Raw genomic sequence first — 25,902 nt, forward strand, 5'->3', positions numbered from 1 at the left:
TGCTGCGGCCGGATGCATGACTATTTAAGGATAAATAACGATGAGTTTTTCTGATTCGCTAATTTTTGGCTGGGGACGCCGATTACCGATGTTGCAGCAAGCGCAGGCCGCAGAGTGCGGACTCGCCTGTATTGGGATGATTGCCAGCTACTACGGGCATACATTTGACCTTGTCACGCTGCGCCACCGTTTCTCCACCTCGCTGAAAGGGGCAACGTTGGCTGATATTATGCTGGTCGCTCACCGGCTGGGCATGGTAGGGCGGGCATTACGTCTGGAAATAGATGAATTAAACCAGCTGCGTACCCCCTGTGTCCTCCACTGGGATCTGAACCACTTTGTCGTTCTTAAAAAAGTCCATCGCAATAAAATTACCATTCACGATCCGGCACGCGGCATCCGTGATGTGTCCATGGACGAGGTGTCCAAATCTTTCACCGGTATTGCTCTGGAGCTGCTGCCCTCCGCTGACTTTCAGAAGAAAGAAGAGAAACAATCGATATCTATGCGAAAGCTGGTCGGTGGGGTTATTGGCCTGCGTCCTGTTTTTGCCCAAATCTTGATCCTCTCTCTGGCGCTGGAGGTATTCGGATTACTGACACCATTCTTCATGCAGTGGGTGATGGACCTGGTACTGGTTTCTGCCGATCGGGATCTCCTGACTCTTATGGGGGCCGGGTTTATCATTATTTTGGTTTTGCAAAATGTCATTTCTGCACTGCGATCGTGGGTAACGACCTGGTTTTCCAGCGTTCTCAGCGTGCAGTGGACCACCAACGTTTTCTCATGGCTGATGGGATTACCCATGTCATTCTTTGAGCAGCGTCATGTCGGGGATGTGGTTTCCCGCTTTGGCTCTATTTCCACCATCCAGAGCACGCTGACTACCCGGTTTATCAGTACGATGCTGGATGGGTTGATGGCTTTCGTCACTCTGGGAATGCTGTTCGCCTACAATGCAAAGCTGACAATGCTGGTTATTGGCCTGTTTCTGGCTTACATGCTCATTCGTTTTATCTCTTACCGGCCGTTCCGTCAGGCGAATGAAGATCAGATCATTGCCTCAGCGCGTGCACAAACGCAGCTGCTGGAAACGATCCGAGGGATTCAGGCCGTTAAACTGAACAACAAGCAGGAAATTCGTCTGGCGGCGTATGCTAATACGCTGGTGGAGTCCACCAATAAAGGGATTGCGATTCAGCGTCTGAGTATCAGTTTCAGTTCGTTACAGGGGCTGATTTCCGGTGTAGGGCGAATTGTACTGATTTGGCTGGCAGCCTTACAGGTGATGGATGGTCACTTTTCTGCCGGGATGCTGGTGGCTTTCATCAGCTTTGCCGATCAGTTTATCAGCCGGGCTTCAGGGCTCATTGATGCTGTTATCGATTTCCGAATGCTGCGTCTGCACGGTGAGCGCCTTGCTGATATTGTGCTGACAGATAAAGAAGACGATATGGAGCCTAAAGTCGCGTTACCGGTTAAAGCTGCGGTAGCTGCCGGGCCGGGGGTGAATGTGACAGAGTTAAGCTTTCGCTATTCGGAGACAGAACCTTGGATACTTGAAAAATGTTCCTTTGAGATCGCCCCTGGCGAGAACGTGGCGATTGTAGGCGGATCGGGTCAGGGGAAAACCACGCTGGCCAAGCTTCTTCTCGGTTTGTTAAAACCGGAACAAGGTAAAATAGAAATCAATGGTATAGAGATCCGCAAACAGGGAATGCAGGCGCATCGCGAACGCATTGGCTGCGTGATGCAGGATGATATTTTATTTGCCGGCTCGATAGCCGATAACATCAGTTTTTTTGATGCCGTTCCGGACCAGCAGCGTATTGAGCTCGCTGCAACTCAGGCGCAGATCCATGAGGATATCATCTTGATGGCGATGGGATACCAGACGCTGGTGGGCGATATGGGGTCTTCACTCTCTGGCGGGCAGATTCAGCGCGTGCTGCTGGCGCGCGCCTTTTACCGGCAGCCTGATATTTTGATACTGGATGAAGCGTCAAGCCATCTGGATATTGAGCGCGAGAAGCTGATCAACCATGCCGTCAGGCAAATGGACGTCACCCGTATTGTCATTGCACACCGCCCCGAAACCATTCTCAGTGCTGACCGGGTCATTGTGATTGAACAAGGCCAGGCGCATTCTCTGGATGCGAAAAGCTTTATTGCCCTTCAGAGTTAGAACAGGTCCGAAGCGTTACAGTTTTTCCCAGGCTTTCTTCAGGCCGGTCTCTTCATCGGGGTCGGCTCCCTGAAGCGTCGTCGCCTCCTCCTCCGGCACCTCTTCTTCAGGTGCCGGTTCGCTGTCAAACGACGGCATGGTTTCCTCGATCATCTGTTCATCAAACGCCGGGTTCAGCGCCGGAGAAAGGGGCGAGCTCATCAGGCTGTCCGGCATCGCAATATGCGGAACCGGTGCATCTTCAACGAACTGTGCCTCGTCCTCTTTCACCGTCCTGCTCAGACTGACAATCATCAGACCGCACAGCGCAAAGAACGCATACAGCGTGTTACCGCCTAAAGGTTCCATCAACAGTCCCACGACCAGCGGACCAATACTGGCACCAACGCCAAAGGCCATCAGCAGGCAGGCAGCCAGCGAGACACGCCTTTCCGGCTCGACAAGGTCATTGGCCAGTGCAACAGCCAGCGGATAGAGCGAAAACTGCAGCATGCTGACCACGAAGCCGAGCACCAGCAGGAAGTGGAAACTGATCTGCGGCAGAATGGCCATTGGCAGCGCGGCCACGATCAGCACAATGGCGTTCAGGCGCATCAGCAGGGTGCGGTTATAGCGGTCGGACAGCCAGCTGAGCGGAAATTGTGCCACCAGGCCGGCAAAAATAGCGATGGCCATAAACAGACCCGTTTGCCCGGTCGTCAGCTGCTGCTGGCTGGCGTATACCGGTGCCAGCCCGTAGAAAGAGCCGACCAGCATGCCAATCGCCAGCGTCGTGGCCAGCACCTTGGGAATGGCGCCGATAAAATAGCGTAATTCCATCGGGGCGGGAGAAAGCTGGCGGGCGTGAGTGCGCGTCGTCAGCGCAATCGGCACCAGGCAGAGTGAGAAACAGAGGGCAATCAGCAACAGCGTGCTGATACCCAGATCGGTTTGCAGCATCAGTACCACCTGGCCTAACGACATGCCGAGATAGGTTGCCACCATATAGCAGCCAAAGACTTTACCGCGCTGTTCAGATTCGGACTGATCGTTGAGCCAGCTTTCCAGCACCATATACTGGCACATCATGCACAGGCCGATAATCAGCCGCAGTCCGACCCAGGCCGGAATAAATGAGGTCAGCCCGTGACACAGTACGGCGGCAGTAATAATACCGGCGCAGGAAACATAGGTACGAATATGGCCGACACGGGCGATAAGAAAGTGGCCGACTTTGCCACCGATCACCAGGCCAATATAGTTTGCCGCGATAATCGCCCCGATCAGGCCGCCGGAAACATGGGCGGAGGTCAGGCGCAGGGAGACATATGTCGTCAGTAACCCCGATCCGAGCAGCATTAACAGCGTAGTGGTATATAGCGGGAAGAACACGCCTAACGTCTTATTCACTCTGCCCCCTGGGGAAATATTGAGCCGGTCCGTTGAGCGCCGCACGCCTTTAACGCATGATGCTGAAGCCTTGTGATACTAGCAGTTTCACGCGGGAGGGCAAACCGGGGAAAAGATGAAACAGGGCAGAAGGAAACCAGTAGCGCGGAGGCTACTGGCCAGGATCAGTTCTTTTTCACAAACTCGGATTTCAGTTTCATCGGGCCAAAGCCATCGATTTTACAGTCGATATTATGGTCGCCTTCAACCAGACGAATGCTCTTCACTTTGGTGCCAATTTTCAGCGGCGTTGAGCTGCCTTTGACCTTCAGGTCTTTAATCACCGTCACGCTGTCACCGTCGGCCAGCAGATTGCCGTTAGCGTCTTTCACAACAAGCGCCTCTTCAGCTGCACTGTCAGCGCCGTCAGCCCATACGTGACCACACTCCGGGCAGTTGAGCATGGCGCCGTCCTGCCAGCTATATTCTGAGTGACATTTTGGGCAGGGAGGTAAAGTTTCCATCATAATCCTCAAGTAAATCCATAATAAAATAAGGGAATAGTTTACCTTGTCGGCCACATTCTTCCTACCGCTGATTGCCCACGGTGCTGATACCTTAAAAGTATCGCCCGGTTTGAAATTCAGCTCATAACTCAACCATGAAAGAATCAAATTTCATTTTATGGAGGGGTTATGAAAACAAGACAACTGGCTCATGAGCTGACCGTCAGTGCTATCGGCTATGGTGCGATGGGGCTGAGTGAATTTTACGGTGAAACGGACGACAAACAGTCATTAGCCCTGCTGGGCAAACTGGCGGATGTGGGCGTGAACTTTATTGATAGCGCAAATTTATATGGTCGGGGCCACAACGAGCGGCTCATCGGGCATTTTTTAGCCCAGCTGGATAATTCAACCCGTGACCAGTTTAAAGTCGCCACCAAGTGCGGAATCGATCGCGATCCTGATGCGGCCTATGCCAGAAAAATAAACAACCATCCTGATTATATCGTGCGCTGCTGTCATGAATCTTTGCAGCGCCTGGGCGTGGAAAAAATTGACCTGTTCTATCTGCACCGCGTGGATAAAGATGCCGATATTGAAGAGAGCATGCACTGCTTATCCCGCCTGGTGCAGGAGGGCAAAATCGGTCATATCGGGCTGTGTGAAGTCTCTGCGGCTACCCTGCAAAAAGCGCACACGGTTTTTCCGGTGACGGCGCTGCAAACCGAATACTCGCTGTGGACCCGTGATATCGAAGAGAGCATCCTGCCGATGGTGAAATCGCTGGGAGTTGGCCTGGTGCCTTATTCACCGCTGGGCCGCGGTTTTCTGACGGGAAAATACCTGAAGAACACCGACTTCCCGGAAGGGGACTTCCGCAGAAACAACGCCCGCTTCCAGCAGGACAGTATCGATCATAATCGTAAGCTGCTGGAGGCTATTACGCCGCTAACGCAAAAATATCACTGCACATCGGGTCAGATTGCGCTGGCATGGCTGCTGGCGCAGTATGAAAAAACGGTCCCGATCCCTGGAACGAAGAACGTGAATTATCTGGCGGAGAATGCCTCCGCTGCCGATCTGCTGCTGGACCCGGCAGATATCCTGGCGCTGAATAACATTCATCACACTGTTTCGATCAAAGGGAATCGCTATACCGAAGAGGGGATGAAGGGCGTGAATGCCTGAGGTTATCAGCCGATAAAAAACCCGCCAGATAGCTGGCGGGTTTTTTGGCTGTTGCTCAGTCGGCATGTCAGCGCATTACGCTCAGCGCGACACCTCCCCCCTCCGAGGCAGAGGGTCGCGATACCTTAATGCCGGTCTTCACGGATTTTAAAGCGGGTTTTAGAAGAGGGTCAGTTCAGCATCCTGTTTCATGCGAGATTCTCCATCATTTTTTTGGTAATGGGCTTATCGGCGGGAATAATCGCGACGAGCAGGAAGGAAAGCGCGATCGTGACGCCTGCGGTCACAAAGAGTGCCGGGAGTGACAGGGCCGAAACCATCCAGGCTCCGACAGAGGCACCGATACCGATCGCCGCATTAAAGAACGAGACATAAATCGCTGATGCAGGAAACGCTTCATCCCCGGCCACGCGCAGTACCCACGTCTGGAAACCCACAAAGATGCCTGAGACTGCCACACCCCACAGCATGACCGCTGCCAGCACCAGAGGGCGCGATAACGACTGTGCCTCAAGGCCCAGCGCCACCAGTACGGCGCCAATCAGTAGGACGGACAGTGAAACGGTTATTTTGAGGTATGTGTCGATCAGCATGCCGGTGAGGAAGTTACCGGCCAGACCAGCGATACCGTAGATAAATAACACCACCGGAATGAATGCCGCGGAGAGTGCTGGCTGGGTTTGCAGCCAGGGTTCAATAAAGGTGAACGCGGCGAAATGTGCGGTAATTGCCAGCAGCGTGGCGGAGTAGATTTTCCACAACGTGGGGGAGCGTAATACATTTTTTAGTGCGCCCAGACCGATGGTACTTCTGGCACTGATACTGGGTACAATCCACATCATGCCGAAGAAGGCGACGACGCTCAGAATAGACATCAGCCAGAAGGCCTGACGCCAGCCGAAGTTCAGACCAATGTAGTTGGAGAGGGGAACGCCAAACACGCTGGCTGCGGAAACGCCACCGAAAACGATCGATGTCGCCACGCCGAGATACTTAGGCGGAACCATGGCGACAGCCGTTGCCCCAATCATCGCCCAGAATGCTCCGTGTGCCAGTGCACCGATCACGCGAGCCACTAACAGTAGACCATAAGAGTCCACCGTGGCAGACCAGGCGTTAGAGATGAACAGCACCACGGTGAGGGATAGCAGCAGGATCTTTTTCGGTAAATTACCTAAAAATAGGGAGGCGAACAGTGCGCTTAACGCGCCAATCCAGGCATAAAGTGATACCGTCATGCCAATTTCAGCTTCAGAGGCATGAAGCCCGTTAGCAATCGGTGTGAGTAAACCTACCGGTGCCAGTTCGGTGGTGACAATAGTAAACGTGGATAAAGCCAGAATAAATAATGCCACCCATGTGCGGATTGACATAGCTGACTCTTTTATTGCAGACGTCATGATGGTTTTCCTGTTTCAATGTTTTAAATATTTCGCCAGCCCTTGATCGCCGCGTAATAAAAAAGTTTTTTATTGTTTCCTACGCAAACCAGATGTCCTGCTGCTTCAAGTATGGGGATATCGAAAGTATCATGACTACAGCCTGGTAAAATATCCCCTGCGAGCAGTGATAACCTATTATGGAAGGCGGCCTGAATTTCATTGTTCACCCGCGGTATTTTTTAATATCGTCAAATTAGCGCAGTTCAAAAAGTTCATGGATATTGTCTTCCTCGCAAAAAATAATTTTTCTCCGGAGTGGATTACAGCCCGCCCACTGAAGAGTAATTAGCACTATTTATTAATGGGAGGCGAGAAGTTAAAACGTATTTAGCAGACATAACAGGCTAATCCCTGATGGGTGAAGTTCGTGAATAAAACTATCATCTTAGATTTTTATGAGAATTGTTAATTTTGTAATTCAGTTTAGGTATCACAACAGGAGAGAGGTGGTAACACATTGATTAATTTACAAACCATGTGGGGTAAGATAAAGTATCACCGATAAACTGATGCCAAAAAACTGAATAATGCCCCTCAACAGCCGCGGAGAATGTGTGGATAGCATTAATAGTAAGTTGCCCAGCATAAAGCAGTTGCAGTGCTTTCTTGTTGTTGCTCAGGAGCTTAACTTCAGACGTGCCGCTGAACGGCTACGAATGACCCAGCCACCGTTAACCCGGCAGATAAAATCACTGGAAGAAGCGCTGGGGCGTGAACTTTTTACCCGTAATACCCATGAGGTTCGCCTGACGGAAGCCGGGGCTCTGCTGGTGGATAAAGCGACGCACCTGATCAATGAGTTCACCCTCTTTATTCGTGAAATGAATAAAGAACCGTCCCATTTGCGTATTGGCCTGACCCGCACGCTGAGCTTCGATAATATTCCGCAGGTGAATGAAAAAATAAAACAGCTGATCAGCGACGAAGAGATTGAAATACAGAATCAGACATCCAGTCAGCTTCTGCAGTCACTCTCTAAGGGCCAGATGGATATGGTGATCATCGGTGAGCGCAGCCTGCACAGCGAGCAGGATTTTAGTTTTCACTGGATCTATCGTGAGCCGCTGCTGCTGGCGATGCCTTCGTCTCACCCTGCCAGTTTAAAAGAGAAGATTGCTCTGGCTGATATTGCCGACCTGCCGCTGTTCTGGTTCCCCCGCCATGCTAATCCCGTCTATTACGATAAATGTGAAGCCTATTTTCAGCATTTGCCGTTTACCCTCAGGCGCATAAAAGAACCAGACGACTCCCTGGTGCTGCTTGCCAGCATTGCCCGTGGAAAAGGGATGACGTTGATGCCGCAGTCGATGTGTACCTTCAATCAGCAGGGGCTGTGTTATCGCGCACTGACCGACGATGCGCAGCAGTCTCTGAATATTGATGTGTATGTGGCGACGCGCAAGAATGAAAGCCGCCAGTCGGTTATAAAAGGGGTTCATGCCCTGACGGGTGCAAGTGCAGAATAAAAAAGCCCTGTAAAACAGGGCGTTTATTCTGAACTGTTATATCGCGAAACCCGGTATGGATATTCCTGATTACGTGGACCCCGGTTTTTTCATAAGTCAGCGCGCAGGCATCACTCGATATTCTGAATCTGCTCTCTCATCTGCTCAATCAGCACCTTCAGCTCAATCGCGGAGGCGGTGATTTCAGCATTGATGGATTTTGACCCCAGGGTGTTCGACTCGCGGTTGAACTCCTGCATCATAAAGTCGAGGCGGCGGCCGACCGCTTCCTTCTTCTTCAGGATGTTATAGGTCTCTTTAACGTGAGCTTCCAGACGGTCCAGCTCTTCGGCGACGTCTACACGCTGCGCCAGCATCACCAGTTCCTGCTCAAGGCGGTTATTTTCCAGCTGCACCTGGGCTTCTTCCAGACGGGTCACCAGGCGCTCACGCTGCCATTTCAACACTTCTGGCATATGCGTACGCACTTTGATCACTTCCGCACTGACGCCTTCCAGTCGCTGTTCAATCAAGGTTTTCAGTGACGCACCTTCGCTTTCACGCGCGATGATGAATTCATCGATGGCGGCATCCAGCGCGGTCAGCAGCTGGGCGGAAATCACATCCAGATCCTGCTCTTCGGCAGACATGACGCCCGGCCAGCGCAGAATATCGACCGGGTTGATTTCACCTTCATCGCTCTGCATTTTGACCCAGTTGGCGGCCTGCACCAGCTGGATAGCCAGTTTTTCGTTGAGGACCAGTGAGCTCTGAGCGCGGGGGTCGGCGTCAAAACGCAGGTTAACTTCGATTTTTCCGCGCGTCAGGCGATTGCGGATACGTTCACGGATCACCGGCTCCAGGCCGCGAAACTGTTCTGGCAGACGGATATAGGTTTCGAGATAGCGCTGGTTGACGGAACGCAGCTCCCAGGCTGCGCTGCCCCATTCGCCTTTGGTTTCGCGCCGGGCGTAAGCGGTCATACTGCGGATCATTTTGCGTACCGTTATAAAGTAAAGAAGCTGCGATTATAGCGGTGCCGGCGATGCCTTAACAGGCATTCGGTTAAATGAGGGTATTTTGGCTGACGTTTTGTGGTCAGAAGCTTAAGATGCTGAGAGCAAAAACAACAACAATTTCAGGAGCTATCATGACATCGCGTGTAATCACTTTCTCCCTGCTGCTGCTGACCCTTTCCGGCTGCACTGCGACATCGCCGCGGCATCAGGCCGTCACTCCGACCTGTACGGTGGGTGACGCGATGAAGCAAACCACGCTCTATTTTGGGCTGAATCGTCCACAGGGCGCGGCCATCACGGATGTGGAATGGCAGGCGTTTGTTGACAGCGACGTGACGCCGCGCTTCAAAGACGGGTTGACCATATTTGCTGCGAAAGGGCAGTGGCTGGGCAAGGACGGCAGGCTGGCACGGGAAAACAGCAAAGCGTTGATGTTGATTCATCCAGCGGATAAGGCGAGTGAGCAGGGGATTGAGGCATTACGCGCCATCTATAAACAGCGCTTTGCACAGGACTCGGTGATGCGGGTGGATGCCCCGGCCTGCGTGGCATTCTGACTTGCTACTGAATGAGGAACCCGGCGCGTCTGCGCCGGGTTAACGATTAAAGCACCAGCCCGGCAAAAGCAGCCGACAGCAGGCTCACCAGCGTGGAGCCGTAAATCAGCTTCAGGCCGTAGCGTGACACCACATTGCCCTGCTGCTCATTCAGCCCTTTGATCGCCCCGGCAACGATACCGATAGAGGCAAAGTTGGCGAAGGAGACCAGGAACACTGACAGAATACCCAGCCCGCGCGGTGACAGCTCGGCGGCGATTTTCTTCAGCTCGATCATCGCCACAAACTCGTTGGTCACCAGCTTGGTCGCCATAATACTGGCCGCTGGCAGCGCGTCAGCCGTCGGAATGCCAATCAGCCACGCAAAAGGCCAGAACACATAGCCGAGGATCTGCTGGAAGCTGATGCCGAAAATTGACGAAAACACCGCGTTTACGGCGGCAATCAGCGCAATAAAACCAATCAGCATCGCCAGAATAATCATTGCAACTTTGAAACCAGCCAGAATGTATTCGCCCAGCATTTCAAAGAAGCTCTGGTCTTCATGCAGCTTTTCCAGACGAATTTCCGGTTCATCACCCACGGGAGTCGGGTTGATAATCGACAGGATGATAAAGGTGCTGAACATATTGAGGATCAGGGCTGCCACCACGTAACGCGGCTCTATCATCGACATGTAGGCGCCAACAATAGACAACGACACGGTAGACATCGCCGCTGCCGCCATTGAGTAGAGGCGACGGGGTGAGATGTCTGCCAGAATGCCTTTGTAAGCGATAAAGTTTTCTGACTGCCCGAGGATCAGGGTGCTGACGGCATTAAATGACTCCAGCTTGCCCATACCGTTGATTTTGGACAGTACGGTCCCGACCACCCTGATCAGCACCGGCAGGATTTTCACATGTTGCAGAATGCCGATCAGCGCGGAGATAAACACGATTGGGCAGAGTACGCCGAGGAAGATAAACGCCATCCCCTGTGCTGCCATGCCGCCGAAGACAAAATCAGTGCCCTGTGCGGCGTATTTCAGCAGCACTTCAAAGAACCCTGAAAATGCGGTGACGATAGTCAGTCCGGCGGAAGCGTGCAGGAAGAACCAGGCCAGCAGGCCTTCAATCACTACCAGTTGCAGCAGCACACGCGGGCGGATTTTTTTGCGGTCGTTACTGAAAAGTAATGCCAGGCAGCAGATAATGGCCAGCGCCAGAATAAAATGGAAAACAGAAGTCATACACGGGTCCGGCATGAGGAATTAACGAAGAGAGGCATTTAGCCACATTTTGGTTCGTTTTACACCCTGTCAGGGCTATCTTGCTGTTTTAACGTTTAAATAGCTGTCATTCGCATAACAACCTGCCTTCAGTCGCCGCTGTGATAGGCAATCATCTGCGAAATCCGTATAATGCGCAGCCAATTATGTTTAGCTAGCCGGAGAGAAATTATGCGTCCATCAGGTCGTAGCGCACAACAGGTGCGTCCCGTCACCCTGACCCGTCATTATACCAAACACGCAGAAGGCTCTGTGCTGGTTGAATTTGGTGATACCAAAGTGCTGTGTACCGCGACCATCGACGAAGGCGTACCGCGCTTTCTGAAAGGTCAGGGCCAGGGCTGGGTCACCGCTGAGTACGGCATGCTGCCACGCGCTACCCACAGCCGTAACGCCCGTGAAGCGGCCAAAGGTAAACAGGGTGGCCGTACCCTGGAGATCCAGCGTCTGATTGCCCGTTCACTGCGTGCGGCGATTGACCTGAAAGCGCTGGGTGAATTCACTATTACCCTCGACTGCGACGTGTTGCAGGCTGACGGCGGCACCCGCACCGCTTCCATCACCGGAGCCTGTGTGGCACTGGCCGATGCGCTGAACCACCTGGTCTCCATCGGTAAGCTGAAAACAAACCCGATGAAAGGCATGGTCGCGGCAATCTCTGTAGGCATCGTTAACGGCGAAGCGCTGTGTGACCTGGAGTACGTGGAAGACTCCGCGGCCGAAACCGATATGAACGTGGTGATGACCGAAGATGGCCGCATGATTGAGGTGCAGGGTACCGCAGAAGGTGAGCCATTCAGCCACGACGAACTGCTGAAGCTGCTGGAACTGGCGCGGGGCGGTATTGATACCCTGGTGGCAGCGCAGAAAGCGGCACTAACCAACTAATTTCTCAGGCGACGATGCAGTCGCCTTTTTTACGCCATTATCTGAGGAACACGACATGAAAGCCTGGCAGCGCCAATTTATCGAATTCGCCATCAACAAGCAGGTGCTGAAGTTTGGTGAGTTCACGCTGAAATCAGGGCGTAAAAGCCCTTATTTCTTTAACGCCGGCCTGTTCAACACCGGGCGTGACCTTGCCCTGCTTGGCCGTTTCTACGCACAGGCGCTGGTGGATTCCGCGATCGATTTTGATCTGGTCTTTGGTCCTGCCTATAAAGGCATTCCGATTGCCACCACCACCGTGGTAGCGCTGGCCGACCATCACGACCGCGACGTGCCTTACTGTTTTAACCGCAAAGAAGCGAAAACGCACGGTGAGGGCGGTACGCTGGTCGGCAGCCCGTTGCAGGGTAAGATCATGCTGGTGGATGATGTGATTACTGCGGGAACCGCAATTCGTGAATCCATGGAGATTATCGCGGCTCATAACGCCACGCTGGCTGGCGTGCTGATCTCTCTCGACCGCCAGGAGCGCGGGCGCGGGGCAATCTCCGCCATTCAGGAAGTCGAACGGGATTACGGCTGCAAAGTGATTTCGATTATTACCCTGAAAGAACTGATTGCTTACCTGGAAGAAAAGCCTGAAATGGCTGACCACCTGGTGGCGGTGCGCGCTTATCGCAGCGAGTTTGGTATTTAAGCGTTATTGTCGCTTGTGCGGGCGGACCGGAAAGATGGTCCGCCCGCAACGTCAGACTAACTGAGCCGCCAGCAGCGGCCAGCGCACGTCGAAGTCAACGGTGGGACGATAGCGGAACTCGGAACGGACAAAGCGCGACAGTAATCCTTCGCAAAACGCCAGAATCTGGCTGGCCAGCAGCGTTTCATCGGTAGTAAATCCTTCACCTTCACGCATTTTCTTCTCGCGCATCACCTGTCGTAGCTGCACTTCAATACGTTCGAAAAGCTGGTTAATACGCCCCTGCAGGCGGTCCTGTTCGAACATCAGTGCGTGACCGGTCAGAATGCGTGTTAAACCCGGATTACGCTCACCAAAGCCCAGAATTAACTGAGTGATCATACGTAAGCGCGGCAACGTCTCTTTTTCGTCTTTCAGAATCAGATTGATGCGCGTAATCAGGCTGTCTTCGATAAATTCGATCAGGCTGTCAAACATCTTGGTTTTACTGGGAAAATGCCGGTAAAGCGCTGCTTCAGAAACGCCTACACTGGCCGCAAGCTTAGCGGTAGTAATTCGCTGGCTACCATCACTGGACTCCAGCATTTGGGCCAGCGCCTGCAGGATTTCCTCGCGGCGATTCCTTTTCGCACTCTTTTTTTCTACCATGTCTTGAAAGACCCCTGAAAACATCACCATAAACGGGCAAAAACTCACCCAACGTCCGTGAACATGCTGTTCACGGAGGGAAAATCCATTTTTCGTCGTTGCGGGAGCAATGAGAGTTACTGGCGACCTGAATGGCCGAAACCACCTTCACCACGAACGCTGGTATCGAAGTCGTTAACCAGGTTGAACTCTGCCTGGACGACCGGTACGAACACCATCTGCGCAATACGTTCGCCAGGCTCGATAGTAAAGGAGTCCTGCCCGCGGTTCCATACTGAAACCATTAACTGCCCCTGATAATCAGAGTCGATCAGACCCACCAGATTACCCAGTACGACACCGTGTTTATGTCCCAGCCCGGAGCGTGGCAGGATCACGGCAGCCAGCTGAGGGTCAGCAATGTGAATCGCCAGGCCGGTGGGCACCAGCGTGGTTACACCCGGCTCCAGCACAAATGCTTCATCCAGACAGGCGCGCAAATCCAGCCCGGCGGAACCTGATGTGGCGTAAGTAGGCAGCGGGAAGTCGGTACCGACTCGTGCATCCAGGATTTTAACGTCGATTTTTTTCATCATAAAGGCTGACAATCTCGTCTAATAACTGTTGGCCCAGGAGTGACTTATCGCACAGCGGTAAGACTTTATCTCCCTTCTGCCAGAAAAGGTGAAGAGCATTGGTATCACTGTTGAAACCCTGCCCGGCTTTCGCTACATCGTTAGCGCAGATCAAATCCAGATTCTTTCGCACCCGTTTTTGTTGAGCGTATTCTTCCACATTCTGGGTTTCAGCGGCAAATCCTACAACATAGGGGCGTGCCTGCTGCATGGCGGCAACCCCGGCCACGATGTCCGGGTTTTTTACCATTTTCAGGGTGACTTCATCCCCCTGTTTTTTGATTTTCTCTTCCGATACCGCCGCTGCCCGGTAGTCGGCTACCGCGGCGCAGCCGATAAAAATCTGCTGCGTGTCAGCCTGCGCCATCACCGCCTGCTGCATTTCCAGCGCGGTGATGACATCAATGCGCTGAACCCCAGCTGGAGTCGCTAACTGTACCGGGCCCGCAACCAGCGTGACCTTCGCGCCACGTTTTGCGGCGGCAGCGGCGATAGAAAACCCCATTTTCCCGGTACTGTGATTGCTGATAAAACGTACCGGATCAAGGGCTTCCCTGGTCGGGCCGGCGGTGATCATAATATTGAGATGTTGCAGATCGTTGACGGGTGCAGCCCACGCCACGGCCAGGTCTACAATCGCCAGCGGGTCGAGCATACGTCCCGGTCCGATATCGCCGCAGGCCTGACTGCCGCTGTCCGGACCCCAGGTCAGCACGCCACGCTGTGCCAGCAGGTGCAGGTTATGCTGGGTAGGAAGTGCGCGGTACATCTGCTGATTCATAGCCGGGACAACCGCAATCGGTGCTGCCGTCGCCAGACAAATTGTGGTGACCAGATCGTTGGCCATACCGGCAGCGACGCGGGCGATCAGGTCAGCGGTCGCCGGAGCGAGGATCACCAGGTCAGCCCATTTTCCCAATTCGATATGGCCCATTGCGGCTTCAGCCGCCGGGTCGAGCAAGTCGTCGGAGACCGGATGACCGGAAACGGCCTGCAGGCTCAGCGGGGTGATAAAGGCTTTTGCCGCATCGGTCATCACCACCCGGACTTCAGCACCGCGATCGCGCAACCGCCGCACCAGTTCGGGCGCTTTGTAGGCAGCAATACCGCCGCTGACGCCCAGAACAATTCGTTTCCCGGTCAATCCCATCATTTTACTGTTCGCCTTCTGTAAGTGCGTGCCCGGCGCTGTCGCGCAGTCATCGGTCTATTTTATCACACTCCGGCGGGCGGGTTAGCCCGACACCATCTTTGCGAGCCGCCTCGTAAAAGTGACACATCGCAATAGAAAACTACTGTATATAATGACATGCTTTTCCTCATTCAGGAAGAGGACGAGACAATGGAACAGAGCTGGCTGGGACTACCTCCGCGTGAGAAATTGTTAGAATGTGGCGCACAAACGCTGAGTGATGTTGAGCTGTTGGCGATTTTCCTGCGCATCGGCACCCGTGGCATCCACGTGATGACGCTGGCGCAGCAGTTGCTGACGGAGTTTGGTTCACTGTATCGGTTGATGATCGCGCCGCCAGAAGATTTAAAGGCGGTATATGGCATTGGTGATGCCAAGTACTCGCAGCTTAACGCGGTCGCCGAACTTGCCCGACGCTGCTTTACCTGCCGTGAGGCGCTGGAAAATCGCGTAGTGAACAGCTCAGAACAGATGTTGGATTTTTTTCACAGCTCGCTGGCGTACCGGGAGCGGGAGGTTTTTCAGGTAATCTTTTTTGATAACCAACATCGCATCATTCATACCAGTGAGATGTTTAGCGGCACGATTAACAGCGTTGAGGTCCATCCCAGGGAGATTGTACGCGAAGCGTTAAAACGAAATGCAGCCGCGCTCATTCTGGCGCATAATCACCCGTCTGGCCTGGCGGAACCCAGCCGTGCCGATCGCGTGATTACGCAGCAAATCGTGCAGGCGTGTACTCTGATGAATATCCGGGTTCTTGACCATATGGTGATCGGGCGGGGTGAATATGTCTCTTTTGCTGAGCGCGGATGGGTATAGTGAACAGGTTATTATTTAACCGTTCAGCGGTTTAATTTTGGTTTTACCGGGGCTAAACCGACCATTTCCCGTACAAAAGAGACAATTGTACGCGATCCTTAGGGATCTTTATCTGTTCGGGACTTGAGCACTCGCGCTTCAGGGCGTATACTACGCCACCTTTGAGAATCTCGGGTTTGGCGTTTGAGCCTACTCAGCGGGTTCACATAGAACTCGCCTGGATGGGCTATAAGCCTGACGAGGCGGCCAGAACCTTATTTTTAAAGCTCGAGCTGATTTGATTTTTGGAGAATAGACATGTCACGAGTCTGCCAAGTAACTGGCAAGCGTCCGGTAACGGGTAACAACCGTTCCCACGCAATGAACGCGACGAAACGCCGTTTCCTGCCGAACCTGCACTCTCATCGTTTTTGGATTGAGAGCGAAAAGCGCTTCGTTACACTGCGCGTATCTGCCAATGGCATGCGCGTAATTGATAAAAAGGGTATTGATACGGTCTTGGCCGATCTCCGTGCCCGCGGTGAGAAGTACTAAGGTAAGGAACTGAAACATGGCTAAAGGTATTCGTGAGAAGATCAAGCTGGTTTCTTCTGCTGGTACAGGTCACTTCTATACCACCACGAAGAACAAACGTACTAAGCCGGAAAAACTGGAACTGAAGAAATTCGATCCAGTTGTCCGCCAGCACGTGATCTATAAAGAAGCTAAGATTAAGTAATTAATCTCAGTGGATAAAAAACCCGGCCCCGGCCGGGTTTTTTTGTTTTTGGCTTTTCTTATAGAATACGCGGCTAACGCGCAGCACTGACAACGTACTACGGAGACAAGGCAATGCCAGAGTTACCAGAGGTCGAAACCAGCCGGCGTGGAATTGAGCCGCATCTTGTCGGGGCCACGATTTTGCACGCCGTGGTGCGGAATTCCCGCCTGCGGTGGCCGGTATCTCAGGAAATCCATGCCCTGAGCGACCAGCCGGTTCTCAGCGTGCAGCGGCGCGCCAAATACCTGCTGTTAGAGTTGCCTGCCGGGTGGATCATCGTGCATCTGGGAATGTCAGGTAGCCTGCGGGTATTGCCGGAAGATCTTCCGGCTGCAAAGCACGATCATGTCGATCTGGTGATGAGCAACGGTAAGGTTCTGCGTTATACCGATCCGCGTCGTTTCGGCGCCTGGCTGTGGGCTCCTGACCTGGCTGCCAGCTCTGTACTGGCACATCTGGGTCCTGAACCGCTCAGTGATGCATTCTCAGCAGAGTATCTGTTTGAAAAATCACGGGGTAAACGCACAGCGGTGAAACCGTGGCTGATGGATAACAAAGTGGTGGTGGGCGTAGGGAATATTTATGCCAGCGAGTCACTGTTTGTGGCGGGGATCCTGCCCGATCGCCCGGCGATGGCACTGAGCGAGGCGGATACCGGATTGCTGGTCAACACCATTAAAGCGGTACTGCTGCGCTCTATTGAGCAGGGCGGCACGACGCTACGTGATTTTTTACAAAGCGACGGTAAGCCGGGATATTTTGCACAGGAACTGCAGGTATATGGTCGCGCGGGCGAACCCTGCCGCCAGTGCGGTATGCCAATAGAGAGCAGTAAACACGGGCAGCGCAGCACGTTTTTCTGCCGTCACTGCCAGAAATAAGGACGGTCAGAGCTTTTCTTTCAGGGCCTTATAGACCGGCTCCGGCAGGAAAGCCTGCACTTCACCGCCGTGGCGGGCAACCTCTTTCATCAGCGAAGATGAAATAAAGGACCAGGCTTCGGAAGGCATCAGGAAAACGCTTTCCAGTGTGGGCAGCAGGTGACGGTTCATATGCGCCAGCTGCAGCTCATACTCAAAGTCGGAGACTGCCCGCAGGCCTCGTACCAGCACATTGGCCTGCTGCGCTTTTGCAAAGTTAGCCATCAGGTCACTGAACCCCACCACCTCAACATTCGGCAGATGCGCCACCACTTCGCTTGCCAGGGCGACACGCTCTTCAAGCGAGAACAGCGGCTTCTTGCTCGGGCTGGCGGCCACGGCCAGTACGATGTGATCAAACATCAGCGCGGCGCGGGTGACGATATCAAGGTGCCCGTTGGTCATCGGATCAAAGGTGCCGGGGTAGATGGCTTTCGTGCTCATAGTCTGCCGTTCCTGGATGCGTGATTAAGAGCCCAGAGGGCCGTGTATTTGTTAAAGGTGTACTGAGCGTTAACGACGGCCAGCAACCAGCCCTGTTTGCCATCCAGGAAACCGGCGCGCAGCACCAGAGTTTTCAGAAAGGCTCCGGCGGTATGACCAAAAATAGCGGCGATCCCGCAACGCTTGCCCTGCTGGTGACGCTGTTTTGCCCAGGCTTCCGCGTAGGCAAACTGTTTCCACTGGAAGGCAGAGAAGTCACGGCAGGTCAGATGCAGCAGATCGCCCTGCAGGGGAATAGCCTTCACCTGCGCAGTTTCCAGCGATTCATGAACCTGATTATCGTTGTACTGATACTGCCGGGGGTAGAGGCGGGTTACGCGGTCGGGATACCAGCCGCTGTGGCGCATAAAACGGCCCAGGAACAGGTTGCGTCGCGCCATGCTATAAACGTTTGCCGACGGCGGCTGCTCCAGTACGGCTTCAACAGCCTGCTTCAGTTCCGGTGTAACGCGCTCATCACTGTCGAGCATCAGTATCATCGGATGAGTGGCAAAGCTCTGCGCCTGCTGACGCTGCCTGCCATATCCGTGCCATGCGTCAGAGTGAAAGACTTTTGCTCCGTGGCGGCTGGCGAGTTCCGGGGTGCCATCGCTGCTGCCTGAATCAAGCAGGATAATTTCATCGGCCCAGCTGACGGACTCCAGGCATTCTGGCAGCAGGTCTGCCGCATCTTTAGCGATCAACACGACTGACAGTTTCTGGCGTGTGCTCATTTAATGATTCCGCTGTGGCAGATGGGGTTCAAGTAAATGCAGCAGGCGCTGGAGAGCACCCTGGTTCTGATGCAGGACGTCAACAGCGTGACGACCATAGTACAGCCGATAGTCTTCGTCCGTCAGCAGTGTGCCAATCTCTTTGTCCAGCGAGTCGGCATCGGTCACGGTGATCAGGCCATCGGCCTGCTGCAGACGGGCGCAGATATCTTTAAAGTTAAAAATATGCGGTCCCATCAGTACAGGGATGGCATGGGCTGCCGGTTCCAGTGGGTTGTGACCGCCGCGCTCAACCAGGCTGCCACCAACAAAAGCCAGGTCGGCAATGCCATACAGCAACATCAGTTCCCCCATGGTGTCACCAATGACCACCTGGGTGCTGCCGGAAGGGATCTCGCCGCTGCTGCGCAGGGTATAGCTAAACCCGGCTTTCTGCGCCAGCACACGTGCGTCATCAAAACGTTCCGGGTGGCGTGGCACCAGAATCAGCAGCAGATTGGGGAAGCGCGCCAGCAGCTTGCGGTGCGCATCCAGAATAATGCTCTCTTCCCCCTCATGGGTACTGGTAGCAATCCATACCGGGCGGTGCGGCGCCCACTGGCGGCGCAGAGTGATAGCCCGTGCCGCCAGCTCTGGTGTGACTGAAATATCGAACTTCAGGCTTCCGGTAACGGCTAGCTGTGAACGCCTGACGCCGAGATCGATAAAACGCTCACCATCTTCCTGGTTCTGCGCGGCAATCAGCGTGATGCGCTGCAAAAGGCGCTTCATGAACTTACCAATTTTCTGATAACCCTTCGCCGAACGTTCCGACAGCCGCGCATTGGCAATCACCAGCGGGATTTTACGTGCGTGCAGCTGGGTGATCATATTGGGCCACAGCTCCGTTTCCATGATGATAACCAGCCTCGGGCGCACGGTATCGAAAAAGCGGGTCATGGCACCGGGCAGGTCATAAGGCAGATAGACGTGATGAACGTCTTTACCAAACGCCGAGCTGGCACGTTCCGATCCTGTTGGTGTCATGGTGGTGACAACAATGGGCAGGTGAGGATAACGATGACGCAGTGCGCGCACCAGCGGAATGGCCGCCAGCGTTTCACCGACCGAAACAGAGTGCAACAGAATACCGTCTGGCTTCACTTTGCCCGCGCAAAAGCCGTAACGTTCCGCCCAGCGTTTGCGGTAGGCGGGAGCCTTCCGGCCACGAAGCCAGAGACGAAGCCAGATAAGCGGCTGAATGAGATAGAGCAGAGCGGTATAAAAGGTAATCATCACATTGTTTTTCAGGTGAACAGAGACTGACGTCCAGAGATGGCCGAAACAGAGAAATATTGCGGCATGTTAGCAGATAAGTGAGTGTGTCTCACACTACTTATGGCGCTTTCATTGCGCTAAGTGGGAGGTTGTTAAGCGTTGCTCTTCCGGTCCGACTCATGCCAATGTTGTGTTTGTCCAGATTAAGTTCACTCTCTGGCGTTTCATCGGTGAAAAATCACTAATCGATGGCCGATGACTGAACATGTTTTGAGGGTATAATGACGAAGATAGATATGTTCGTGATTTTTTCTATATGAAAAACATACCGTTATGCAGATTCCCTTTGCGAGTTTTTTTGTTGTCGCATAGGTGTTCAGTACGATAGTGGTGTCTCATCAGCGGCAGAGAGCTTGTGTTCATCATTAATTGTAGATACCCGGCGAGTCCTATCGCCAACAGGATGGTAATGAAAAATATACTTATTGTACGCAGGGATAATATAGGCGATTTGGTTTGTACTACCCCATTGATAGAAGGGGCAAAAATTGCTTTTCCCAACGCTAACATTTACCTGTTGATCAATACTGTCAGTCAGGATGTAGTCAAAAATAACCCGCATATCACGCGCGTTTTTGTTTACCGCAAAGCTAAGCATGCTTCGGGCAAAGCGGCAAAGCTGGGTGTTTACTTTGACCGACTTAAAATGTTTATGCAGTTAAGGCGCATTCGCTTCGATGCGGCGATTTTGGCCAATCCTGTTCCCTGTAAATACAGTCTGAGACTGGCGAGCATGGCGGGTGTAAAGCACATTATTGGCGCTGATACGGGCAGTAAGAAGATCAGTATACCGTTCCGTCGTGAAGATTTTTCTGGCGAACATCAGGTTGAGCATACTTACAGTTATCTTTCAGCAATCAGTGACCTACAGATTGAAATCCCACCGGTGCGCATCTGGCTGACAGAGCAGGAGCGTCAGCGTGCCTTACAGCGTATCGCTGAACTTCAACCCAATCAGCAAGTCGGGTTAGCGGTGCACATCAGTAGTCGCAGTCCAAAACGCCGCTGGCCGCTTGAGCGCTATGTAGAGGTTATTCAACGCTATTTGCATGAAAACGCTGGGAGTGTGCTGATCTTCTGGTCACCTCAGGGCACGCTGGCTCCAGATGATGTTGGCGATCAGCATCGTGCTGAACAGGTGCTTGCTGCATGCCAGAATTCACGCGTTTCGCTTTATCCAACCGCATCAGTTCGCGAACTTGTTGCCGCTTATGAACTGTGCGATCGGGTCTTATGCAGTGATGGCGGTCAGATGCATCTCGCCTCTGCGATGAACAAAAAGCAGGTGGTACTTTTTGGTGATACTGACCAGAAGTCCTGGCACCCCTGGTCTGGCAGATACAAGATTCTTCAGACGCCTTCCGGAGATTGTATTGATGTGAGTGTTGAAGACGTCTGGCAGGCACTTATCAGCTTAGATACACCTGACTAGTCCCTGAGTGAAAGATACTGCTGGCATATGTACTGTATATCGTATCTTTTTAACTGTTGATGATCGATTGTTGGCGGTGTTTGCCAGACCATTGCCATCTTTTCTGCCAGCGATTTGCTGTTGAGCTTTGCCAGCGCGTTACCCATGCCAGCTTTCTCCAGTATTTCTTCTGGTCCACCCGGACAGCGTGTGCTGACTACCGGTGTACCACAGATGAGGGCTTCCACCAGAACGTTGCCAAAACCTTCACTATCTGAGCTGAGAACCAGCATTTTTGCATGTTTGATGAGTGGGAAAGGATTAGACTGAAAGCCTGCAAAAATGACTCTGTCGGCGATCCCCAGTTTATCAGCAAGCTGCCTGATATCATCAATTCGGTATGCTTCACCTGTTCCGGCAAGGACTAATTTCGCCTGAATGCCAGACCTGGCGTAAGCTTTCAGCAGGCGATCGTGACGCTTCTGAGGGTGAAAACGGCCCACATGAATAAGATAAGGTTCGGTATCGGGTAAGTACGGCTCAGCGGCCTGGTCGAGAATTGCCTGCAAATCAAACGGGTTGTTGATGACGGCCTGGCGTCGTGGAGAAACGGACAGTTCACAGACGAGGTCTTTATCTACTGCCGCTGAAACGCTGACAATATTTTTCCCTTGATAGATCTGACTCATTTTACGCTTCTTCAGCCAGCGATTGAGTCCAGTCCGGTGGCCCAGATAGGTCTCTGATAGCATTCCATGAACGCAGAACCATAATTTTTCAGCTGGCAGGTTTTTACAGCGCGCCACGATCCGATCGGTTTTATGCAGATTGGAGAAAATTAAATCATAGCTCCCGCCCTGCTTTTCACTGGTTTTAATCGCCTGTTCCAGCGACCTGGCCCGACGATTTAGCTCTGTGATTTTACGCCATGGTGCGCGGCTGGTACTTTCCACTACTTTATAGTCGATACCTTCAGGCAATTGGTAGTTACAGACATTGCGCAGTGAGAACAGGCTAACCTGATGGCCCAATTTTTTCATGCCTTCACATAACGTCAGAACCACTTTCTCGGCCCCGCCGCCAGGCAACCCATCAATAATCATTAAGACACGCATCGATTAATCCAAAATCTGTTGGTAGAGAGAAATCAGCTGCTGTGACAAGCGCTGGGGGGTAGAGCCCATTACGCGTTCACGTGCATGGGTGGCCATACTGCTGCCGACGGTGTTTTCCGGAAGCGCCATGACGGCATCGCGCAGGGCGGCAATATCCAGTGCATCGCAGACATAACCATTTTCACCGGCCTGAATAAATTCACTGCCGCCGCAGGTAGTCGAGGTGATAACGGGTAAGCCGCAGGCCATGGCTTCCAGTATAACGTTGGGGAAGGGATCATAAAGCGTCGGCAGTAATAACCCGTCGGCCGCCTGATACCAGGGCCGCGTGTCCTGTTGTACTCCTGCAAAAATCACGCGATGGCTGCATCCCAGCTCACTTGCCAGTGAACGATAGTGCTTTTCAGCCTTATCTTTACCAACCACCACCAGATATCGGTTAGTACCCGAAATTGCACGAATAGCTGCTGCCAGTCCTTTTCGCTCAAAGCCCGATCCGACATAGATGAGTAGGCTGGCATCAACGGGAAGAGCGAGTTTTTGTCTCAGCTGCTGACGGGCTGATTCCCCGACGGGAACGAATTGATGGGTATCAATGGCGTTATAAATGACATGGATCTTGTCGCTGCTCACACCAAAACGCTCGACGATCTCCCGCTTAACCATGTGCGCATTGCAGATAACCGCTTTCAGTTCCGGAGCCTGATACATTGCACGTTCGGCATCCATCACGTAGCGATGATAGCGGTTATTCATCAGCAGCTTCTGTCGCCACGCAGGCAGCAGGCGTGAGCGTAATTCCAGCCAGCACTGGTGCACGCCATCGCCGGCCCGATAAATATCGCATCCTGGAATACGTTCATGGCTCTGGACAAGATCAAACTTTTCCCGTTGCCACAGTGCTCTTGCGGCATTAGCGAAGCCACGCTCCCGGCTGATGCGTCCCCATTTGACCGGGTCACATACGTGGAGGTGCCAGTTGTTTTGCTTCTCTCCCTGCCACTGTCTTGTAATGACATTGAGGTCCATGGTCTGCTGGTCGAGCGCTTCAAGCGCCCGTGAGATAAAACGTTCCGCACCACCATCAGGACGATACTTCTGGCGAACTATCGCCAGTCGGATAGATTTCATGCTAACAACCTCCGGGCTGCGGCCAGAACGGTTTCTACCGGTATCGCATCCAGATAGCGTTCTCCAGTTGAAGTGTCCACAGCATCAGGGTCTGGTAATGGAGCAAAGTCACCGGCCCAAATGACTTCTCCTTTAACCTGCCATGGCCGCCAGAAGGTTAATTTCGATGGGCCAAAAAGTGCCACGCAGGGGGTCTTTAGGGCTGCGGCCATATGCATTGGCACGGAATCCACCCCAATAAACAAATCCGCTTTATCGATTAAGGCTGCCAGCTGGTTCAGCGTTAACTGGCCCGCCAGTGAGATAACATGTTCTTGCGATAAAACCTGCGCAGAGATTTTTTTAACCATCTCCCGCTCTTTATCATCAGGGCCAGAGGTCAGTACGATAGTGTGTCCGTCTTCGCATAACGCCTGAAGCACGGCGGCAAACTTTTCTTCTCTCCAGCATTTGAAGAACCAGCGAGAAGTCGGCTGTATGACGATATATTTTTCCACCCCCTTCAGCAGTGTCGTAACTCGCTGAAGATCGGGCTCCGCATAATACATGCCGACCGTATCGTCGGTAGTTTCTAACTGAAGTGGATCGAGTAACGACAGGTTTTGCTGAACGGTGTGCAGATGCTGGTGGTTATCTGTAGAAACTAAGCGCGTATGGCAGTGTTGCCAGAGAACTCCGCGACGCTTGGGAATATTAAAGCCCAGCCGCACTGGCGCTCCAGTAAACAGGGTAATCAGCGCACTACGCCACTGATCTGCCAGATTAAGGACGATATCGTACTGCTGTTTTCGCAGGGTGCTCAGCAACTGCCATTCACGAGCCAGTTGATACCTTACGCCCTGTTTTTTCCAGCGTCGATCGATAGCATAAATCTGGTTGATATCCGGGTGGCAGGCAAGCATGGCTCGTGTTTCTTCATAGAGCAGCACGTCAATTTTCGCGTCCGGCATAGCCGCCTTGAGAGAGCGTATAACGGGGGTGGTGAGAAGCATATCACCATGATGACGAAACTTTATCACCAGAATACGCGAAGCCTTGTGAGGAGAAAGGGTCAGGTCCGGACGTTTCATGCTATACCGCTATTCAGTAAACCAGTCACTGATTCTAAAGCAGACATAAGGACCTGGCTAGCCTGGTCTCTGTCAGTCCGGAGAGTGATGGAATAACTTTGCGCAATTGCCATCCGCTACGTAACATAGCAGGCAGTTAATTTTATGGCAGGAAGAAGAATGGCTAAGCCCGCGTTTATCATCACGATTGACACTGAAGGCGATAATCTTTGGCAAAATCACGATCGGATCGCTACTGAAAACGCCCGTTTCTTGCCACGATTTCAGCAGTTGTGTGAAAAATATACTTTCAGACCGACATGGTTGACCAATTATGAGATGGCAGTAGACCCACACTATATCGAGTTTGCACGGGATGTTATTGCCCGCGGCTGCGGCGAAATTGGCATGCACCTGCATGCGTGGAATAGTCCTCCTCTCTATGATTTGACCGGTGATGACTGGCGTTATAAGCCCTATTTGATTGAATATCCCGCTGAGAATATTCGCGAAAAAGTCAGCTTTATGACTCAACTACTGGAAGAAACCTTTCAGGTAAAAATGCGCAGCCACCGGGCAGGACGCTGGGCGTTCAATGAATATTATGCAAAGTTGCTGATTGAATTGGGGTACCAGGTGGACTGTTCAGTCACTCCTCGGGTGAACTGGCAGTTTTCAGAAGGCGCTCCGCAGGGCAATGGCGGTACCAACTACCAGCATTTTCAGGATCGGGCCTACTTTATCGATGAGCAGAATATTGCAAAGTCGGGTAAATCCTCACTGCTCGAAGTCCCGATGAGTATTCAGTACAAACACTCATCGCTGATGAACCACGCGAAATCAGCCTACGATCGACTACGCGGTAAGCCGCGTAGTCCTTCGGTACACTGGCTGCGCCCGATGGAAGGTAACGTTGAACAGATGAAGTCAGTCGTCGATAAAACACTGGCAAGCGGTAATGATTATGTTGAGTTTATGCTGCACTCTTCAGAGTTTATGCCTGGTGGCAGTCCGACTTTTAAAACCAATGAAAGTATTGAAAGATTGTATCTTGAACTTGAAGAGCTTTTTAGTTGGCTAAAATTACGTACTGTGGGAATGACACTGTCTGAGTATTATCAGAAGAAAGTGAGTGGATAAA

26 protein-coding genes are annotated in these 25,902 nt (G+C 52.7%); 12 read left to right on the plus strand and 14 right to left on the minus strand.

Annotation, left to right across the window (positions count from 1 at the left end; translation table 11 throughout):
* The first annotated feature begins 40 nt into the window (after window positions 1-40).
* On the plus strand, window positions 41-2,185 hold the full coding sequence (locus tag ABEH87_RS18655) for a peptidase domain-containing ABC transporter (protein WP_346578529.1): 2,145 nt from the start codon (window positions 41-43) through the stop codon (window positions 2,183-2,185).
* 15 nt (window positions 2,186-2,200) lie between these two features.
* Here ABEH87_RS18655 and ABEH87_RS18660 read toward each other — a convergent pair whose 3' ends face one another.
* Complete coding sequence (locus ABEH87_RS18660; RefSeq protein ID WP_346578530.1) at window positions 2,201-3,574, minus strand: MFS transporter; 1,374 nt, start codon at window positions 3,572-3,574, stop codon at window positions 2,201-2,203.
* Window positions 3,575-3,738: 164 nt separating this feature from the next.
* Entirely contained in the window at window positions 3,739-4,077 is a 339-nt protein-coding gene (locus ABEH87_RS18665; RefSeq protein ID WP_346578532.1) for a zinc ribbon domain-containing protein YjdM, read from the minus strand.
* Between the two features lie 171 nt (window positions 4,078-4,248).
* Between ABEH87_RS18665 and ABEH87_RS18670 the strand changes: the two genes are divergently transcribed.
* Window positions 4,249-5,247 (plus strand): aldo/keto reductase, encoded by a 999-nt coding sequence (locus tag ABEH87_RS18670; protein ID WP_346578534.1) that lies wholly within the window; start codon window positions 4,249-4,251, stop codon window positions 5,245-5,247.
* A gap of 188 nt (window positions 5,248-5,435) precedes the next feature.
* Here the strand turns inward: ABEH87_RS18670 and ABEH87_RS18675 are convergent, their stop codons facing one another.
* Entirely contained in the window at window positions 5,436-6,620 is a 1,185-nt protein-coding gene (locus tag ABEH87_RS18675) for an MFS transporter (RefSeq protein ID WP_346578536.1), read from the minus strand.
* Between the two features lie 623 nt (window positions 6,621-7,243).
* Here ABEH87_RS18675 and ABEH87_RS18680 point away from each other — a divergent pair.
* On the plus strand, window positions 7,244-8,155 hold the full coding sequence (locus ABEH87_RS18680) for a LysR family transcriptional regulator (RefSeq protein WP_346578538.1): 912 nt from the start codon (window positions 7,244-7,246) through the stop codon (window positions 8,153-8,155).
* A gap of 110 nt (window positions 8,156-8,265) precedes the next feature.
* Here the strand turns inward: ABEH87_RS18680 and ABEH87_RS18685 are convergent, their stop codons facing one another.
* Complete coding sequence (locus ABEH87_RS18685; RefSeq protein ID WP_346578540.1) at window positions 8,266-9,129, minus strand: YicC/YloC family endoribonuclease; 864 nt, start codon at window positions 9,127-9,129, stop codon at window positions 8,266-8,268.
* A 155-nt stretch (window positions 9,130-9,284) separates the two neighbouring features.
* Between ABEH87_RS18685 and ABEH87_RS18690 the strand changes: the two genes are divergently transcribed.
* Window positions 9,285-9,710, plus strand: a complete 426-nt coding sequence (locus ABEH87_RS18690) for a DUF3574 domain-containing protein (protein ID WP_346578541.1) — start codon at window positions 9,285-9,287, stop codon at window positions 9,708-9,710.
* Between the two features lie 46 nt (window positions 9,711-9,756).
* On the opposite strand, the gene ABEH87_RS18695 is transcribed toward ABEH87_RS18690, so the two are convergent.
* Window positions 9,757-10,941 carry a nucleoside transporter C-terminal domain-containing protein gene (locus tag ABEH87_RS18695; protein WP_346578542.1) on the minus strand — a complete coding sequence of 395 codons (1,185 nt, stop codon included), beginning with the start codon at window positions 10,939-10,941 and terminating at the stop codon, window positions 9,757-9,759.
* A gap of 210 nt (window positions 10,942-11,151) precedes the next feature.
* On the opposite strand from ABEH87_RS18695, the gene rph reads away from it, so the two are divergent.
* Window positions 11,152-11,868, plus strand: coding sequence for a ribonuclease PH (gene rph, locus ABEH87_RS18700; protein WP_346578544.1), 717 nt, complete (start codon window positions 11,152-11,154; stop codon window positions 11,866-11,868).
* A 55-nt stretch (window positions 11,869-11,923) separates the two neighbouring features.
* Window positions 11,924-12,565, plus strand: a complete 642-nt coding sequence (pyrE, locus tag ABEH87_RS18705) for an orotate phosphoribosyltransferase (RefSeq protein WP_346578546.1) — start codon at window positions 11,924-11,926, stop codon at window positions 12,563-12,565.
* Window positions 12,566-12,616: 51 nt separating this feature from the next.
* Here pyrE and slmA read toward each other — a convergent pair whose 3' ends face one another.
* From slmA to coaBC, 3 genes are all read right to left on the minus strand, one after another.
* Complete coding sequence (gene slmA / locus ABEH87_RS18710) at window positions 12,617-13,213, minus strand: nucleoid occlusion factor SlmA (protein WP_346578548.1); 597 nt, start codon at window positions 13,211-13,213, stop codon at window positions 12,617-12,619.
* Between the two features lie 116 nt (window positions 13,214-13,329).
* Window positions 13,330-13,788: a dUTP diphosphatase gene (dut, locus tag ABEH87_RS18715; protein WP_133846449.1), complete on the minus strand. Its 459-nt coding sequence runs from the start codon at window positions 13,786-13,788 to the stop codon at window positions 13,330-13,332.
* Complete coding sequence (coaBC, locus tag ABEH87_RS18720; protein ID WP_346578550.1) at window positions 13,766-14,980, minus strand: bifunctional phosphopantothenoylcysteine decarboxylase/phosphopantothenate--cysteine ligase CoaBC; 1,215 nt, start codon at window positions 14,978-14,980, stop codon at window positions 13,766-13,768. The genes dut and coaBC overlap by 23 nt, the downstream gene beginning before the upstream one ends.
* 189 nt (window positions 14,981-15,169) lie before the next feature.
* On the opposite strand from coaBC, the gene radC reads away from it, so the two are divergent.
* The 4 genes from radC (at window position 15,170) to mutM (ending at window position 17,482) form a co-directional block, all read left to right on the plus strand.
* The gene (gene radC, locus ABEH87_RS18725; RefSeq protein ID WP_346578552.1) at window positions 15,170-15,841 is read left to right on the plus strand and encodes a DNA repair protein RadC; all 672 of its coding nucleotides are present in this window, start codon (window positions 15,170-15,172) and stop codon (window positions 15,839-15,841) included.
* 297 nt (window positions 15,842-16,138) lie between these two features.
* Window positions 16,139-16,375, plus strand: coding sequence for a 50S ribosomal protein L28 (gene rpmB / locus ABEH87_RS18730; RefSeq protein WP_062746922.1), 237 nt, complete (start codon window positions 16,139-16,141; stop codon window positions 16,373-16,375).
* A 16-nt stretch (window positions 16,376-16,391) separates the two neighbouring features.
* The gene (rpmG, locus tag ABEH87_RS18735; RefSeq protein WP_001051798.1) at window positions 16,392-16,559 is read left to right on the plus strand and encodes a 50S ribosomal protein L33; all 168 of its coding nucleotides are present in this window, start codon (window positions 16,392-16,394) and stop codon (window positions 16,557-16,559) included.
* A gap of 113 nt (window positions 16,560-16,672) precedes the next feature.
* Entirely contained in the window at window positions 16,673-17,482 is an 810-nt protein-coding gene (gene mutM, locus ABEH87_RS18740; RefSeq protein ID WP_346578553.1) for a bifunctional DNA-formamidopyrimidine glycosylase/DNA-(apurinic or apyrimidinic site) lyase, read from the plus strand.
* 6 nt (window positions 17,483-17,488) lie between these two features.
* On the opposite strand, the gene coaD is transcribed toward mutM, so the two are convergent.
* The 3 genes from coaD to waaA are packed head-to-tail and all read right to left on the minus strand — an operon-like array spanning window position 17,489 to window position 20,013.
* Window positions 17,489-17,965, minus strand: a complete 477-nt coding sequence (gene coaD / locus ABEH87_RS18745) for a pantetheine-phosphate adenylyltransferase (RefSeq protein ID WP_346578555.1) — start codon at window positions 17,963-17,965, stop codon at window positions 17,489-17,491.
* Window positions 17,962-18,738 (minus strand): glycosyltransferase family 2 protein, encoded by a 777-nt coding sequence (locus ABEH87_RS18750; protein ID WP_346578557.1) that lies wholly within the window; start codon window positions 18,736-18,738, stop codon window positions 17,962-17,964. The genes coaD and ABEH87_RS18750 overlap by 4 nt, the downstream gene beginning before the upstream one ends.
* The gene (gene waaA / locus ABEH87_RS18755) at window positions 18,739-20,013 is read right to left on the minus strand and encodes a lipid IV(A) 3-deoxy-D-manno-octulosonic acid transferase (RefSeq protein ID WP_346578670.1); all 1,275 of its coding nucleotides are present in this window, start codon (window positions 20,011-20,013) and stop codon (window positions 18,739-18,741) included.
* A gap of 451 nt (window positions 20,014-20,464) precedes the next feature.
* Here waaA and ABEH87_RS18760 point away from each other — a divergent pair, with 451 nt between their 5' ends.
* Window positions 20,465-21,487, plus strand: coding sequence for a glycosyltransferase family 9 protein (locus tag ABEH87_RS18760; protein ID WP_346578559.1), 1,023 nt, complete (start codon window positions 20,465-20,467; stop codon window positions 21,485-21,487).
* Here ABEH87_RS18760 and ABEH87_RS18765 read toward each other — a convergent pair.
* Genes ABEH87_RS18765 through rfaQ form a run of 3 tightly spaced genes read right to left on the minus strand, consistent with a single transcriptional unit; the run spans window position 21,484 to window position 24,782 of the window.
* Entirely contained in the window at window positions 21,484-22,581 is a 1,098-nt protein-coding gene (locus ABEH87_RS18765; protein WP_346578561.1) for a glycosyltransferase, read from the minus strand. The two genes, ABEH87_RS18760 and ABEH87_RS18765, sit on opposite strands and share 4 nt — an antisense overlap.
* Window positions 22,582-22,584: 3 nt before the next feature.
* A complete protein-coding gene (locus ABEH87_RS18770) occupies window positions 22,585-23,712 on the minus strand; it encodes a glycosyltransferase family 4 protein (protein ID WP_346578562.1) in 1,128 nt (375 codons plus the stop codon).
* Window positions 23,709-24,782, minus strand: coding sequence for a putative lipopolysaccharide heptosyltransferase III (rfaQ, locus tag ABEH87_RS18775; protein ID WP_346578564.1), 1,074 nt, complete (start codon window positions 24,780-24,782; stop codon window positions 23,709-23,711). Before rfaQ ends, ABEH87_RS18770 begins: the two co-directional genes overlap by 4 nt.
* A gap of 159 nt (window positions 24,783-24,941) precedes the next feature.
* Between rfaQ and ABEH87_RS18780 the strand changes: the two genes are divergently transcribed.
* Complete coding sequence (locus tag ABEH87_RS18780) at window positions 24,942-25,901, plus strand: deacetylase (protein ID WP_346578565.1); 960 nt, start codon at window positions 24,942-24,944, stop codon at window positions 25,899-25,901.
* Window position 25,902: the final 1 nt, after the last annotated feature.

It is taken from the genome of Erwinia sp. Eh17-17, from assembly GCF_039675725.1.
Classification (GTDB): domain Bacteria; phylum Pseudomonadota; class Gammaproteobacteria; order Enterobacterales; family Enterobacteriaceae; genus Erwinia.